General features: G+C 46.7%; 9 protein-coding genes. 3 read left to right on the top strand and 6 right to left on the bottom strand.

Going from position 1 to position 16,061, the window contains the following annotated elements; all coding sequences use genetic code 11:
• Window positions 1-52: 52 nt before the first annotated feature.
• The 6 genes from G563_RS0109235 to G563_RS0109210 all read right to left on the bottom strand — a co-directional run bounded on the left by G563_RS0109235 (window position 53) and on the right by G563_RS0109210 (window position 8,957).
• Complete coding sequence (locus tag G563_RS0109235) at window positions 53-1,819, bottom strand: T9SS type A sorting domain-containing protein (protein ID WP_028665077.1); 1,767 nt, start codon at window positions 1,817-1,819, stop codon at window positions 53-55.
• A gap of 25 nt (window positions 1,820-1,844) precedes the next feature.
• Window positions 1,845-3,131: a hypothetical protein gene (locus G563_RS0109230; protein WP_028665076.1), complete on the bottom strand. Its 1,287-nt coding sequence runs from the start codon at window positions 3,129-3,131 to the stop codon at window positions 1,845-1,847.
• Between the two features lie 172 nt (window positions 3,132-3,303).
• A complete protein-coding gene (locus G563_RS0109225; protein WP_028665075.1) occupies window positions 3,304-3,510 on the bottom strand; it encodes a hypothetical protein in 207 nt (68 codons plus the stop codon).
• Window positions 3,511-3,705: 195 nt separating this feature from the next.
• Window positions 3,706-7,074 carry an ATP-binding protein gene (locus tag G563_RS0109220; RefSeq protein ID WP_229598469.1) on the bottom strand — a complete coding sequence of 1,123 codons (3,369 nt, stop codon included), beginning with the start codon at window positions 7,072-7,074 and terminating at the stop codon, window positions 3,706-3,708.
• Between the two features lie 77 nt (window positions 7,075-7,151).
• Window positions 7,152-7,892: an IclR family transcriptional regulator gene (locus tag G563_RS0109215; protein WP_028665073.1), complete on the bottom strand. Its 741-nt coding sequence runs from the start codon at window positions 7,890-7,892 to the stop codon at window positions 7,152-7,154.
• A gap of 294 nt (window positions 7,893-8,186) precedes the next feature.
• The gene (locus G563_RS0109210; RefSeq protein ID WP_028665072.1) at window positions 8,187-8,957 is read right to left on the bottom strand and encodes an SDR family oxidoreductase; all 771 of its coding nucleotides are present in this window, start codon (window positions 8,955-8,957) and stop codon (window positions 8,187-8,189) included.
• Between the two features lie 287 nt (window positions 8,958-9,244).
• On the opposite strand from G563_RS0109210, the gene G563_RS0109205 reads away from it, so the two are divergent.
• Genes G563_RS0109205 through G563_RS36865 form a run of 3 tightly spaced genes read left to right on the top strand, consistent with a single transcriptional unit; the run spans window position 9,245 to window position 16,059 of the window.
• A complete protein-coding gene (locus tag G563_RS0109205; RefSeq protein ID WP_028665071.1) occupies window positions 9,245-12,259 on the top strand; it encodes a SusC/RagA family TonB-linked outer membrane protein in 3,015 nt (1,004 codons plus the stop codon).
• A gap of 23 nt (window positions 12,260-12,282) precedes the next feature.
• Window positions 12,283-13,986 carry a RagB/SusD family nutrient uptake outer membrane protein gene (locus G563_RS0109200; protein WP_028665070.1) on the top strand — a complete coding sequence of 568 codons (1,704 nt, stop codon included), beginning with the start codon at window positions 12,283-12,285 and terminating at the stop codon, window positions 13,984-13,986.
• Between the two features lie 27 nt (window positions 13,987-14,013).
• Window positions 14,014-16,059, top strand: coding sequence for a glycosyl hydrolase 115 family protein (locus G563_RS36865; RefSeq protein WP_028665069.1), 2,046 nt, complete (start codon window positions 14,014-14,016; stop codon window positions 16,057-16,059).
• Window positions 16,060-16,061: the final 2 nt, after the last annotated feature.

Genomic DNA, 16,061 nt, shown 5'->3' with positions numbered 1-16,061 from the left:
CGACATGGAAAGGCATAAGGGAACCGGATAGGCCCGGCCCCTCGTACACCGCTTACTTCTTCATCACTTTGGTCGTGAAGGTCTGTTTTCCGTTGCTGACCTGCACCAGATAGAGCCCGGCCGGAACCGGCATTCCGTTGTGGTCCGTGCCGTTCCATTGCACCCCGTTTTGGGTTGAGGCTGCATTGTTTGGGGTGAGCGTAGCGACGGGTACGCCGGTCAGGTTGAAAATTTGTACCGATATGGCCCCGCCCTCCGCAAAGGGGTAGTTGATTTCGACCTGCTCCCGAAACGGATTGGGGTAGGCCCGCACCTGAACGTCTTCCGCCGATTCCCGGTCGAACGACGACGGCGCGCCTTCTTGCCAGTGCGACGGGATAGACGATCCGGCGGCTTTGCGTGCCCCGACCGGACTGGCTCCAATCTTGACGGTGCCGACCGGTGCCCTCAGGGTCATGGCCCGATTGAAGGTGACTGCACCGGGGTATGTACCGCCAGCGAAGTACACCTGCGCCCCGTTAGGCGCGCTACCGGCCGCCTGACTCGCAAATAGGTATGGCCTGTGAATTTCGCCGGTGGGGGAGTTGGACACCCCGTCAAAATCGACGTAAACAGAGTTAGGATCGTAAAAGTCGTTCAGCTCGTTCCGAAGCACGTCGTCACGGAAACCCCGACCGTGCCCCAGATTGAGGTCGTTGCCGGCATCGTGTATGCCGATGGCCACGTTTGTTCCCGCAAAGGTGATGGGGGCACCTGCGTCGGTGATGCCCCACCATGGCAGTTGGTACAGCACAAACAGCTCGCGGTCGTCGGTAAAAACAGGATTAAGGTTGCTATTCTGGGGCAGCAGGTGCGTCTGCGAGACACGCAGGGTCCGGTACGTAGTGCTGCCTGCCAGGTAGTCGCTGTTGGTTTCTCCGTAGTGGAAAATGTCCACCAACATGTTTCCGGCTCCCTGCTCATTGATGGTGGAATTGCGGGGGTTGTTGGCAATCCGGAAGTATTCCTGCTGGCGTTCGCCGGGTCGTAGGCCGGTGCCGTTGGGCTGGGGGTCAAACAGCATCCAACCGGCTCCGCTGTCATACTCATTACCGGCGTTTTTAAAGTCAAGTCCGAAGGAATGGGGGGCTGTTCTGGTTAACAGGGGATACTGATCTTGGGGCGAAGGATGCATAACCGTGGTGCCGACCGAAGGCGGTACGTTGAATTCAATGATGTCGTAAGAAGCCTCTGAAACATATTCGGTGTACGCTCGATCGTTTGCCACAATAGCTCCATTGGGGGCAATCCAGCCTGTGCCACCCGTCAAGCTTCCATTGGTGAATCGGCCCACGGCCTTCGCATAAGGGTAGTTTTCTGTGATGTTGCCCGCCATAGAGGCCACCGGCTGGGGCTGCGTAACGAGCGTGCCCCCCGCCCGCTGGGTATTCGGAGTCAGTCCGGCCTGCGGGTCGGTGACCTTGATTTCTGAAACGCGCACCGTGTTTTTCTCACCTGCTGCCGCGAAGAGCGACACCTTTACCCGGTCGCCGTTGAAGTACGCCGAACTGTAGTTCCAGTTTTGCAGATCCACCGCGAGGAGTTTCTGTTGCGCGCCGTCGGCTCCTTCCAGAAGAAGATAGCTGGTTTCGCCTAATTCGGTGCCCTTAAAATAGAGTCGCAGGAAAGAACTCCCAGACTGGGTGACTTCCGTCAGCATGTTCAGCTGAGCCTCTTTCGGTGGAATGCCCTGGTGCGTAAAGGCGTAGGACACCCGCTTTTGGGCCACCGCGCTGCACAGACCGACAAATCCTATGAGCAAGAGATTGATTAATTTCATGTTTTCTGCTGGTTTTTTGGAAATTTTACTGAAGACTGACCAACACCAGTACCAAGCCCTTGCCTGTTTCCAGCGAAGTCATGGCTTTGCCGAGGATGGCCCCCCGGGCCTTCCCGGAGTCGGTCGCTTTCATGGCGTGGCCAGTTGTTGGCGAGGTGGTGAGCAAATCGCCCGGTCGAATGGCCCCGTACTGCGCATCGACCCGACAGTAAACGCGTCCCGTGAGGGCCACCGGGTACTGTCCCCCGGCAAGGGTACCGGCCTGCCCCATCAGCATACCTGGCTGCACGTCGCCCGCGCCGCTCACAATACCGGCCACTGTGGGGTCGTAGGCCCGTTTGGCCACTCGCAACTTACCGGGCTGTTCGGGGTCGATGCTCACGACGGTACCTGGCATTGGAATTTCGGCATCGATCACGTCGAAGTGTTCGGCCAAATCTGCCCCTCCGGTAATTTCCAGGATTTTGGTGCTGGTAGTCCCGTTGACCTGCAAGGTTTTGGAAGGGTTTGTCAGGCCAATCCCTACGTTTCCGCCGGGCGTAATTACCATCGTGGCGTCGTCAGAACTGGCCGTTTTGGAGAACACCAGTTTACCCGCCCCAGCACTCCAAGTGTTATTGGCCACCCCAATCCGCCAGGCAGCTCCACCGGTGCCGGGGTTGATGAGCTTGAGCTGCATATCGCTTTCCGAAGCAATACTAAACCGGGCTTCATTATCGGTCGTGCCCACTTTCACCTTACCCCCGCCATTGACCAGCAACACGTCCTTATCCGAATCGTTGTTTAGGTACAAAGGGTCACTGCTTTCGATCTGATTACCATCGAGGGCGAGCATGTGGATGTTGTTGCCTACCTTCGAGTGAAGGCGCAGGGCACCATTAACCGCTGAATTGCCCGATTTGGTGACGTTTTTTCCGTAGATGGTGAATTCGACCGGGTTGTCGAGGTTTATGCCCAACCGCGCTACGTCAGGATCCAAAGCAAACATCAGGTCTCCGTCGTGCCGGATGCGGAAGTGGTTTTCGTTGTTGATAGACCAGGTATTGGTCGTGCCATTGCTGGCGGTTCTCCGCAGTTCGATACTGGCTTTTAGGCTACCGAGTGATGCCCCACCCAGAGAACTAACCCGTAGATAGGTGTCCGATGTGCTGTGAATGTCTAAGTTTCGATTCGGATTTGATAAACCGATACCGACTTTGGTCGGAGGGTTGACGTACAAGTTGCCGTTTTGCGTCTGCCATTGGGCCAAAACTTGATTGGCGCTGAACAAAAGGCCCGCTGTCGGTAGAAGGTGTATGAAATACTTACGCATGATTTTGAAAAATGATTGGTTTAAAAGAATTATTGGTTTAAAATAAATGAATTGAATACATGGCTTCCCTGGCCCGGCGCAGGGGTCTGCTCCGGGGAAACATAGTTTGTGTAGGGAATTGACAGGGTCGAATCAGGTATTCGGTACGGCCTCGTGCATTTCGTCGGGTGGTTTACTCCGGTTGGAAGTTGACCCAAAACATCACCACAGCTCCCGCCTTTTGGAGCGACCTGAGCCTGCCGGGGTACAAAATGCAGCCCACTGGCTGCTGTTCTGGGGTAGCTTTTGGAACTTTGGTTTTACAAATTTTTGTCTCCGTGTCATAGGCTTGCTTAGGACGCAAGCCTACCGTCGTAAGAAGAATGAGACGTTTTTTCATGGCTTTGTTTTTTGTTAATTATGAATGAGATGGCCTACTGCTTATAGGTAATTGGCGAATACTTTATTGCCGCAAAGGTAGGGTAGGTTTTCGCCATGGGGCTGACACCCATCTCCCATATCATAGCACTGATGTAACATCTACTATGTTTTTAACAAAAACTATCTGATTAGCAATGTTTTATGATTTTTAAATTTATTTCTTTATTTCTTTTTGCCTGACAAATTCGGAGGGAAGCACCCCAAATTGGTCTTTAAAACACTTTGAGAAATAGGAAAGATGGTTGAAACCCGACATGTAGGCGGCTTCGGCGATCTGAATGCCCGGCTGTTGCAGGAGGTCGGCGGCTCGTTGTAGCCGGATGCAGCGAATAAAATCAGAGGCAGACTGGTCAGTCAGTGCTTTCAGTTTTCGGTGCAATTGCATCCGACTCATGCCCATCTCACGCTGAAGAGCTTCTACACTGAAAGCCTCATCGGCTATGTGTTCGTCGATGAGGCGGATGATTTTTTCCAGAAACTCGGCCTCCCGGTCGCGGATGGGGGCGTTCGTCGGTTGTAACATTACTTCCCTGCTGTATTTTTTACGCAGCAGATTGCGCTGAGTGAGAAGACTGCTGATGCGGGTAACCAGTTCGTCTAAGGCAAAGGGCTTGGCTAAGTACTGTTCAGCCCCACCCTTAAACCCTTCTTTTCGGGAATCGACATCGTCTTTGGCCGTTAGCAGAATAATCGGGATGTGACTGGTCAGGTCATCTTCCTTCAGGTTACGAGTCATCGAAAAACCGTCCATCCCCGGCATCATTACGTCAGAAATAATCAGGTCAGGGACCAGTCGGCGGGCCATTTGCAGACCTTCGTCCCCGCGCAGGGCCTGCACAACCCGGAATCGGTCGGAGAGTTGCAGGTGGAGGTAATTGTTTAGTTCAGGGTAGTCTTCCACCAGCAGGAGTGTCGGCTTGTCTTCCCCGTTGAGGTCAGCCTGCTCTTCTTCTGCCAATGGCTCGGGCACAGTCATAGCGATGCCTTGGGGCTGATCGGCAGTGCGTATTACCAATCTGTCGGGGTTTTGCGTTGTATCAGTGACTGGCGGCAACACCACCACAAAGGTACTGCCCGAACCGGGCTGACTCTCTACATAAATTGATCCATTGTAAAGTTCAACCAATTCTTTGGTCAGCGCCAATCCCAAGCCACTCCCTTCAAAGGCACGTGTTTGCGAGGAATCAATCTGAAAGAAGCGGTCAAAGATGCGGTCCTGCTGTGATGCGGGAATACCGATGCCCGAGTCCCGCACGACCAGCCGGAGACTGGTTTCGGGTTCTACCTCAGCCTGTAGTGTGACCTGACCGCCTACCGGCGTAAATTTGATGGCATTGGACAATAGGTTGTAGACAATCTTTTCGAGTTTGTCCCGGTCGTAGGCCATCAACGGTTCAGTCGTTGGCATTAAGATTTGATAGCGGATTTTCTTGGCTTCAGCCATTGGTTCAAAGTAGCGGGCCGTTTGTTGAAGGAAGCCAATCAGATTGCCCCATTGGCAGTTCAGCTTAAGCATACCCATTTCGGCCTTTGCCAGATCGAGCAGTTGATTTACTAACCGGAGCAGTCGATTGGCGTTGCGCTCCATCATTTGGGTTTCTTGGGGGGTGATTGCCTGCCGTTTTTGAAGCGGAGCCAGAATAAGTTGAAGCGGGGTGCGGAATTCGTGCGAGATGTTGGCAAAAAACTGAGATTTAACCCGGTTTAATTGCCTGATGTAATCTGCTTCAATTTGTAGAATTTTGGCTTTTTTAGCCTCTTCATCGGCTATAGCCTGAGCAATTTTGCTGCTACAGATGGCCGCAATGGTTTGCAGCGCTTCCAGATGATGCTCTTTAAAAAAACCTTTTTCAGGATGTTCTGAGTCAATAACTCCAATCACTTTGTTTTGGAGCAACAGTGGTACCGATAATTCAGAGAGGCGCACCTCGTCGTCCACAACGTAGCGCGGGTCTTGCGTGGTATCGGGGATGATTTCCGGCTTACCTGTTCGTGCGACACTCCCTACAATGCCTTCCCCAAGTGGTATCACCAGAGGGGCCAGAATTGAATAATCTTCCGGGTTCTTGTTGCCATAAGCGGCTTTCTGAATCAGGGCAGTTTGTTCGTCATTAAGCAAATAGATCACACAATCGACAAAGCCCAGCCGGGCAATGCAGTTTTTAGCCACATCCCACAGGATTTCATCCACCGTATTTTTGCCGTAAAGCGAACTGGCGAAATAGTGGATTGTTTCGTCGATGTCCTGTCGGCGTTGAAGGCTTTGAGAAAGCCGGTATTGTTCATTTTCCAGCAAAAGTTTCAGGTTGCGCTGTCGGAGTTTATAACGATTGAAAAGCAGATAGCCAATCAGTCCACCCAGCAGTACAAAACTAATTAATGAAATGATCAGCGTACGCTGCCGGCTTAGTGATGCCTGCTGAGCTTCCAAGCGAAGTTTTTGCAGACTCAGTTCGCGGTCTTTCTGTTCACCCTGATATCGGGCCTGTAGGTCAGCGATTTGCCGGGACAACTCCGCTGATTGCAAACTGTCGTTCAGTTCTTGGTACTGCTTTAGGGCAATCACGGCTTCTTTAGGGTTGCCCAACACACCGTAAATCAAGGGTAAATTAGCTAAAGCCTGTTGTTGAAGACTTTTAGATTTGATTCGGTTGGCGATGGTCAGCGCCTGCTGCGTATACTGCAATGCCTGCTGAAAATCACCCATGTCCCGATAAAGCAGCGCCAAATCCAGGTAAGAGCCGCCAATGTTTAGTTGATTGCCTTTTTTCAAGTCGATGGCTAGCGATTTGTTGTAAAACTCCCGGGCTTTACCAAACTCCCGACGAATGCGGTAAATTCTTGCCAGGTTATGAAACGTGTTGCCCACCGCCTGACTATCCCGCCGAGCCATTTGGATGTTCAGAGCCTTCAAGCCTGATTGTAGGGATCGGTCGTAGTCTTTCCGGTCGAAGTACACATTTCCCAAGTTGCCATAGATGGCTCCGAGCAGCGCGGTATCCTGTCGGGCTTCCGCTATTTTCAGGGCTTGCAGATTGGCCTCAATACTCGCATCATACAGTTTCAGGTAGCGGTTAATGACGCCCACGGCCATGTACATGCGGCAAACGTCGCGCTGCTCGCCCAGTCTATGGAAAATAGAAAGCCCGTTTTTGGCCGCATCGAGGGCACTGACGTAGTCGTCCCGTTCGGCATAGATGCGGGCCAGCCGCTGATAGGCTTTTCCTTCGAATAGAGTCAGTTTGTTTTTTCGTGCCAGCGTCAAGGCGGTTTTCGCGGCAATCAACGCTTTTTCAGGCTGGGAAGAAGTAAGCTTTTCCGCGCGTTCAAGTTGCCGGTTTACCGTTTCCAAGGTATGAGCGGATTGAGCCAACAAAAAAGTATTTCCTGTAGATAAGTACCAGCTAATAAATAGTAAAAAGCGTAGCATCATGGGGATCAGTGCAAAATGGCTGGAAAGCGGTTCCAGGATAAAATTCAGAGATAGCCCATGAACCGAAATCAAAATAGACTCAATATTCAAAAATAACCTGAATGAGTTAGATTTATAAGATTTTCTAACCTTTTCTTTTTTGTTATAGACGAAACTTATGCGATGGTTTAGGCCATGAGTTTCCGATTGATCGTAGCGACAGTATCGCGCATAGATTGAATAATTTCTTTCTTTTTGGAAGCTGAAAACCGATATTCTGGTAAAAAAATACTGAGACCCGCAATCACTTGCCCCTTGACAATGATTGGCATGGCAAAACCTACCAAATGTGTATGTTTGAAGTGAGTCATGGCAAGAGCTTCTTCCTTGATTTTGGCTAAGGCTTGTAGCAGCCCTTCTTTGGTGGAGGCTTCTTCCCAAAGTGCTTTATCAGGTAGTCCATTGTGAGCTAGAAATCTTTCTCTTTCTTTTTCAGAGAGATAAGCAAGGAGTAGCCGCCCGCTGGCGGTTTCGTAGACATTGCGCTCAGACTTAATCCTGACTTGAATGTCTTGATTACTGTTGACCATGTGTAAGATGTATCTTTTGTAGTTTCGGAGTGTACCCAATATACAAGACTCATTGATTTTGGCGGTGAGTTGCTCCATTGGTTCTTTGGCAGCATTCACAATATCCTGTCCATAAGCCACTTCATTGGTCAATTGGTACGCCATCGGTCCTAGACGATAGCCTTTTTTTTTGCCAATGTGTTCCAAATAATTTTTGGCTACCAAGGTTTTGATAATATTGGCGGTGGTTGCTTGGTTGATTTGAAGACCTTCGGCGATTTCGGGTAGCGAAACTGCTTGGCCGTTGCGTTGAGCAACCATTTCTAAAATATCAAATGCTTTGATAATAACCTGTACCATACTTGATGATTGTGAGAGTAAATATGGCCAATTTTAGGATAAAAATTCCACAATTAAGAATCAAAGCAGTTGTTAATAGTTGTTTTTGAATCGTTATTGGTTGTAAATCAGAAGGTTAATAAAGTGCATGTACGCAAAAATTTTATGCAACGGCTTAAAACAACCAGCGTTGACAAACCCTTACGATATAAACGAAGCTTGCTTTGTATCGTTTGGCATTGAAGTTTTGGCTGCAAAGACAACTATTTGCAGCCAAAACGATTGTTTGAACTACTGTTTTGACTGATAAAGGAATCAGCGACCCATCCAGCCTCCGTCTACGGTTATGATACTACCGTGGACATAATTGGCCGCTTCGGAGGCTAGAAATACTGTAATTCCCTTAAAATCTTCGGGGGTACCCCAGCGCCCAGCAGGAATACGAGCCAAAATTGAGGCACTTCGGTCAGCATCTTTGCGTAATGCGTCGGTATTGTCGGTGGCAATGTAGCCTGGTGCAATGGCGTTGACATTCACACCTTTGCTTGCCCATTCGTTGGCAAGCGCTTTCACCAAACTCCCAATCGCGCCTTTGCTTGCGGCGTAGCCCGGCACCGTGATGCCACCTTGAAACGTAAGCAAGGAGGCCGTAAAGATGATTTTCCCCGCTTTGCGGGCTACCATTTCTTTCCCGATTTCCCGACTCAACACAAACTGCGCATTGAGATTAGTTTCGATGACTTTGTCCCAATAATCATCAGAGTGATTTTCGGCGGGAGTACGCAAAATTGTCCCGGCGTTGTTGATAAGAATATCAATGTAAGGAAAATCAGATTTGACTTCGGCTATAAAACGATACAAGTCGGTGCGGTTGGCAAAATCGCATTGATAAGCTTTGAAGTTTCTTCCTAAGGCACGCACTTCTTTTTCTACTTCACTATTGGTTAGTTCCAGAGAGGCCGACACCCCGATGATGTCTGCACCTGCCTCTGCCAAAGCAGTCGCCATCGCTTTGCCAATACCTCGTTTGCATCCGGTGACAAGAGCCGTTTTGCCCGATAAGTCAAAAAGTTGGTTTACAATCATAGTTGATTATTGTTAGAGTAAAAATTTAATTTTTTTAGAGTAAGTGCCGATTGCTATTTTTCTTTTGAGGAATAGACGAAAAATCATGTTTTGTAACTTTTTGGAGTTGAAAAGGTGATTTTTAATTAATAGTTAATATGTATATTGTACAATTTCAAGTACGTATTCTTAATAAATTACAATTAAAAAATATATTTTGACAAAAATATTGACATCTTATCAATAATCAAATAATATTGCATTGTGATAGTAAAATATATCAATGATAAAGTATAATTTCTAAACCAATGAAAATAACCTTTATGATTAAGAAAACTCAATGGCTCTTTGCAATCCTTATGCTGTGGGTTGGTACGGCAGTTGGGCAGAGTATTAAGGGTAAAATTGTCGATGAAAATGGGCAAGAATTACCGGGTGTAAACGTGGTTGAAAAGGGTACTACCAATGGAAGCTCTACCGATGCCAATGGATTGTTTTCGGTGAAAACTACTGGTACCAATCCCGTATTGGTGATTTCGTTTGTGGGATATACCTCTCAAGAAATCCCCGTAAATGGCCAAACGTCGCTTTCAATTACGATGAAAACCGACAATCGTTTACTCAACGAAGTGGTAGTGGTTGGGTATGGCACACAGAAGAAAAAAGACTTGACAGGAGCGATTGCCTCGGCCAACTTAGAAGCTTTTAGAGAAGCTCCGAATGTAAGTATTTTGCAATCTCTAAAAGGTGCTTTACCAGGATTAACCATCAGTCAGACCAATCGCCCAGGACAAGAGGCATCCATTAATATTAGAGGTACCTCTACGCTCAATGGCAACACTTCTCCTTTGATTATCGTGGATGGAATCATTTTTAGTGGTCGCCTTTCGGACATCAATCCAGCGGATGTGGCAAGTGTGGATGTACTCAAAGATCCAAGCAGTAAAGCAGTATATGGCTCACAAGCCGCCAATGGTGTAGTATTGGTAACGACCAAAACAGGGCGCACTGCCCAAAAAACAACCATTTCATATTCGGGTAGTTATGCAGTGTCTTCGCCAACGGTAAAAGCAAGACTATTGAATCGGGAAGAGTTTTTACAGAAAGCGCGCGACATTGAATATCGGAATGCTTACACGGCAGCATCGGGTTACACCGACCCAAATCCAGCTTGGACTTTTGCCAATTCGGATTTTTTGCCGCCCAATATGGCTGGTTCTACTACCGATAACAACTTTGATTGGTTTGGCGCTCTCACTCAACCTTCTTTGCTCAACAATCATTCGATTGGGGTATCTGGAGGTTCTAATACGACGACTTATTTCTTATCAGCAGGCTATACAGGAGAGAAAGGTTACATCAAAAATGATGACTACAAACGCTATACCATCCGTCTCAATTTGGATACAGAGGTTACAAAATGGCTGACGCTAGGTGTCAATACTTCGGGCTCGTTTACTGATTTTTCGGGAGATTCGCCTAGCATGAACAATATCATCACCACAAGCCCACTAGTCAAACCCACCAACGACAACGGCGAGTATGTTATCAATCCCATGGGAGATGTGAATGTCAATCCTTTTTTGGCTTCACTGTCAGATAATTACGAAGCGCAAAGTCGTTTGGTTGGCAATTTTTACAGTATCTTCCGCATTCCGAGTTTGCCAGGGTTTAGCTACCGCATCAACTTTGGTCATAACCTCAAGTATTTTAAAACGTATTCTTCCAATCCTTACAATGCAGGTCGGACGGGAGAAGCTTTTAAAAATGATGCCACTCAGTATGAGCAAACGCTCGACAATATCTTCAATTATACCAAGACTTTTGGCAAGCATAACATCAATGCCACAGCGGTGTATGGATATAATACCGCCATTTACAATCGCACTAGCGCCACGGGCACGGGCTTTTCGGATTTGAATCTTTCCTATAACAACTTGGCCTTAGCCGAAATCCAGAAGATTGACTCAGAAGCCTGGGACGAGGCCTTGCTTTATCAAATGGGAAGCGTAGCTTACAACTACGGCAGCAAATATTTATTGAAAGCTACCGTACGTCGCGATGGTTTTAGTGGATTTGCCGAAAACAACAAGACGGGTATTTTTCCTTCTTTGGGTTTTGGGTGGGTGATTTCGGAAGAAAGTTTCTTCAAAGTGCCTTTTGTTGACTTCCTAAAAATAAGAGGAAGTTATGGCGAAAATGGCAATAAAGTAGCCCGCTATAGCTCTTTGGCGCGGGTAGTAGCAGAGGATGCTTCAAAGTATGTGTTTGGGGATGGTAGTGGCACTTTTATCGGGCGCTCAGTGAGTACATTGGCCAACAAAGATTTGCGGTGGGAGCGTACCAGAGGGATTAATATCGGTGCCGATTTTACGGTTTTCAATAGCCGAATTGACGGTAATGTCGAATATTACAACTCCACTACCAACGATTTGCTATGGTCTAAAATACTGCCTCAGACCTCAGGATTTGCTAGTGTATTGACCAATATTGGCGAGTTAAACAATAGTGGATTTGAGTTTATGCTGCATGGTGTGCCTGTGAAAACCAAAGACTTAACTTGGGATGTAACGGTCAATTTCACACGCAATAAAAACAAAGTCGTGAGATTGTTGGGGGAAGACCTTAACAACGACGGCAAAGAAGATGACCTAGTAGCGAGTGGTTTGTTTATTGGCCGTCCTATTGGTACGATTTACAATTATGAAACCCAAGGAGTATATGGTTTGAATGATGAAAAATTAGTGGGATTTGAAGCGGGAAGTTATAAAATAAAAGACCAAAACAATGACGCTAAAATCACCGCTGCCGACGACCGCGTGATTTTGGGCCAAACCGAACCGGCTTACTTATTTGGAATCCAAAATACACTTTCCTACAAGCAGTTTACGCTTAGGATTTTCATCAATTCCATTCAAGGAGGAAAAAATGGGTATTTGGCCGCCAATCATCTCACAGGTTATAACAATACCAAAGGAAATGCGACCAATTCCAATATGTTCAATTTTGCCGATTATTGGTCGCCCCGCAATCCTGACGCCAAATATGCCAATCCGTGGGTAGGTACTCCCGTAACCGCCGCAAGGGCTTATTTCCAACGAAATTTCGTCAGACTACAGGATGTCTCATTGTCATATACCGTAGGGAGCAATTGGTTAAAAAAACTAAATGCACAAAGTGTAAAGCTCTTTGTAAGTGCCAAAAATCCAATTACGCTTACGAAATGGGAGGGTTGGGATCCTGAAACAGGTCAAGGAGTATCTTCTCAGCAGCCTTTCCCGGTGATGCAATCTTACAGTGTTGGACTTGATTTTTCTTTTTAAATAACCCTTACCTACTGAATACCATGACATCCAAAATCATAAAAACGTGTCTTTTGGCAGGGGCCATGATAGTAAATGTTGGCTGCAACGAAGAAACCTTTTTGAAAGAAATTCCCAAGGATTTTTATAGCCCCGAAAACTCATTTATTACAGAGTCTAATTTCAGTGCGGCGCTTACAGACTTGTATGCTAAAGTCCGAGCAATTCATAGTGTCAATGCAGGAGCTGACTTTTACTCGGAAGTATTAGGAACCGATATCGCTTTCAATGCTCGCTTGGAAGCAGGGACTCGTATTGGTAATTATGCTGCGTCGATTACACCCCAAGGAAATATCCCAAGGTACCATTGGACGAGCTGGTATAAAATCATTTCTAATGCCAATACGATTATTTCGAGATTGCCACAATCAAGCATCAGCGAGGCTCGTCAAAAGGTGATTGCGGCGGAGGCAAAGTTGTTTCGAGCTTGGGCCTACAAACAGCTCGTTTATCTATACGGAGCTGTACCTTTGATTACGGAAGAAGCATCATCGCCGAAAAGTGATTTTACCAGAGCGCCTAAAGAGGAGATTTTTAAGCAAATCATCCAGGATGCTACCGACGCTGCGGCCAATCTACCCGCCCTCACTGCCGCCCAAGATGGCAAACTCAACAAAGCCGTCGCCAATCACTTATTAGCTGAAACCTATATCACCCTCAAAGACTACGACAAGGCCATTGCAGCGGCTACCGAAGTGATTCAAAATTCGGGCCTCAAGCTTATGACTGAACGATTTGGAAGTTTAAGAACCCAGCCCGGCGATGTTTTCTATGATTTGTTTCGGGTAGGAAACCAAAACCGCAAAGCAGGCAATACGGAATCTATTTGGGTAATACAATACGAATTAGATGTGATAGGAGGTGGCCTTGCTTCGACGGGAGGAGCTTTAAATAACCTCGAACGTGTGGTATCACCAGCGGTATTTTCGATTGTTGACCCCGATGGAAGACCCGCTTTGCTCGATAATCTATCGGCATCGACCCTCAATAGCGGGGGCCGAGGGGTGGCTTTTGTTCAACCTACCGACTATTGGACGTACGAAATCTGGGGTTTGGATCCTAAAAAAGACAATCGAAAAGTCACATCGACCGATATCCGAACCTCTTCGTATAATATTGTACGGGATTTTATTTACACCAACCCTGCATCAACCAAATACTTTGGAAAAAGCTTGATTGATTTTCCCGCCAACAACTGGCTCGCACAAGGCTGGAGATGGTATCCTTATCCTTCTAAAGTGACTACTCCCGGTCAACATCCTGCCGGACTGATGCAAGATGCTGCCAAACTTACACTCAAAACCACGGCGGGCGCAACCTACCGTGATATGTACATGATTCGCTTGCCGGAGACTTATTTTTTGCGGGCCGAAGCTTATCTTTTAAAGGGAGATACCCAAAAAGCAGCCGATGATTTGAACGTAGTCCGAAATAGAGCCAAAGCGACTCCCGTCACACCCGCCGAAGTAACCCTCGACTATATTTTGGATGAAAGAGCCCGAGAGTTAGTATTTGAAGAAGATCGTCGGGTTACGCTTTCTCGAATGGGTAAATTGGTGGAGAGGGTTCGGAAATACAACCCGCTCAACAAAAGCAATATTCAAGATTTTCATGCTTTATTTCCGATTCCTTTTTCCGAAATTGAAGCTAACAAAGACGGTAAACTAGAGCAGAATCCGGGGTACTAAAATACTCTATTTTAACACTTTTCTTTCATGAAATTGGGTCTATTTGTCATCTTATTTTCACTCTTCTTTTTGCCTTGCCTAAGTCAAAAAGAAAAAGGTTTTGAGTTGGTCGGTCTACATATGCAAGCGGTGATTGTATTACCAAAAACCGAATCTGAAGCAGTTCGGATAGCGGTGGAAGATTTGGTAAGTGATATTCAAAAAATCACGGGTAAAACCATTAAAATCACCTCCCAAAAACCTGCTAAAGGCAGTGCTATTTTGATTCAGACCACGCCCAAAAACAGCGAAGTTTACCGTCTCAAAAACCAGAACGGAAACCTTCTTATCACGGGCGAAAGTGATTTAGGAACGGTGTTTGGGATATATCATTTTACTGAACACTATTTGGGTGTAGACCCCATGTATTTTTGGAATGATAATGAACCCACAAAAAAAACAACTTTGGTTTGGGAAAAAGTTGAATATCAGTCGCCAAAGCCTACTTTCAACTATCGTGGATGGTTTATCAATGATGAGGATTTGCTTACGGAATGGTATGATTCGGGTGGAAAAAGAAACATAGATTATCCCTATTATCAAGAAGTAGTTTCGCCACAAATCATGAAAAAAGTCTGCGAAACGGCGTTGCGAAAAAGGTTCAATTTGATTATTCCGGCAAGCTTCATTGACATTCGTAATCCCGCAGAAGCTGCTTTGGTGAAAGAAGCTACCAAAAGAGGAATGTATGTATCGATGCACCACGTGGAGCCAATGGGAGTGAGTGCTTTTACGTACTTTAATTATTGGAAAGAAAAAGAAGGAAACAAGCCTTTGTTTTCTTACTATTCAAACCCCGAAAAAGTAAAAGAAGTGTGGCGATTGTACGCCCAAGAATGGGCAAAAATCCCTAATGTCGTTTGGCAAGTAGGTTTGAGAGGCATTGCCGACCGACCCATGTGGATGGCCGACCCCACTACCCCTCAAACCGACGCCGAGCGCGGTAGGCTGATTTCGGAAGCGATGGCTTTTCAACGCCAATTGATCAAAGAAGTAGACAAAAGACCTAATCCGCCAGTCACTACTACCTTATGGGCAGAAGGCTCCACCCTGAACCAAGCAGGTCATCTTCAAATACCCGAAAACGTAACCATTGTTTTTTCTGATAATTCTCCTGGATGGCGTTGGCAAACCGATTTTTTTGAAACCAAACGAGTTGCTACGCACAAATATGGGGTATACTATCATCATCAATTGTGGGGTTCGGGGCCTCATTTGGTGCCGATTGTGTCGCCTGCTCAAACCGAGCGTGTGCTGCGGCAAGCATTAGAAAAAGGAGATACCGAATACTGTATCTTGAATGTGTCGAATATTCGGGAGTTTGGTTTGGGGATTGATGCTTCTGCTCAAATGCTCTGGGATTTCAATGCTTTTGATTTACAAAAATTTAATAGTCAATGGTTTGAGAAACATTACCACCAACAAGCCAATGACATTCAGAAAATTTATCAAGCTTATTTTGATAGCTTCCGACTCAATCCCCAATCCCAAACCCCGATTTTGATGGACGGTCAAACCAATCAGTTGGCTGCTAGAGTTTTGAATGATTTAAAACTGCAACTGACCGATTCCGTCAAGTACCAAGCCCTTTTGAAACAAAGAAAACAAGAGTCTGAAGAAAGTAAATGGGCAAAGTCGTTGGGCGATATGTCTTCGGGCAACCTGAGCCGAGAAGATTTGCTTAAAGAAGTGGAATTACAAAAAAACGCCCTACTCAACGCTGAAAAATTGGCCCATAAAGTAGAGAAGACTCCCTTTTTTAAAACCGACTTTTTAGCCCATCTAAAAATAATGTTGGCACTGACTACTTGGCTGGAGCATGTTATGAAAGCCAAAGTTGCCCTAGATCACCACCAACCTGCCCAAACAAAACAACTTTTGCAAGAGGCATTACTTTCGTTTGAGACTATTCGAGAAGCACAAGCTTGGAAAACGCAAGGGGAAAAGTGGGCTTTGTGGTATCGTGGAGAAAAGAAAATGAATCTGAAAGCCAAAGAAAAACTCACGCGTGAGGTTGTCGAACTTCTAAAATAAAC

Origin of the sequence: Runella zeae DSM 19591 (genome assembly GCF_000423565.1) — a bacterium.
Classification (GTDB): domain Bacteria; phylum Bacteroidota; class Bacteroidia; order Cytophagales; family Spirosomataceae; genus Runella; species Runella zeae.
Note: the sequence above shows the minus strand (reverse complement) of the source record. Positions and strands in the feature narration are given on the sequence as shown.

Excerpts from the sequence above, each read along its gene's own strand:
- G563_RS0109235 (WP_028665077.1), bottom strand. The coding sequence starts at position 1,819 with ATGAAATTAATCAATCTCTTGCTCATAGGATTTGTCGGTCTGTGCAGC.
- G563_RS0109230 (WP_028665076.1), bottom strand. The coding sequence starts at position 3,131 with ATGCGTAAGTATTTCATACACCTTCTACCGACAGCGGGCCTTTTGTTC.
- G563_RS0109225 (WP_028665075.1), bottom strand. The coding sequence starts at position 3,510 with ATGAAAAAACGTCTCATTCTTCTTACGACGGTAGGCTTGCGTCCTAAG.
- G563_RS0109215 (WP_028665073.1), bottom strand. The coding sequence starts at position 7,892 with ATGGTACAGGTTATTATCAAAGCATTTGATATTTTAGAAATGGTTGCT.
- G563_RS0109210 (WP_028665072.1), bottom strand. The coding sequence starts at position 8,957 with ATGATTGTAAACCAACTTTTTGACTTATCGGGCAAAACGGCTCTTGTC.
- G563_RS0109205 (WP_028665071.1), top strand. The coding sequence starts at position 9,245 with ATGAAAATAACCTTTATGATTAAGAAAACTCAATGGCTCTTTGCAATC.
- G563_RS0109200 (WP_028665070.1), top strand. The coding sequence starts at position 12,283 with ATGACATCCAAAATCATAAAAACGTGTCTTTTGGCAGGGGCCATGATA.
- G563_RS36865 (WP_028665069.1), top strand. The coding sequence starts at position 14,014 with ATGAAATTGGGTCTATTTGTCATCTTATTTTCACTCTTCTTTTTGCCT.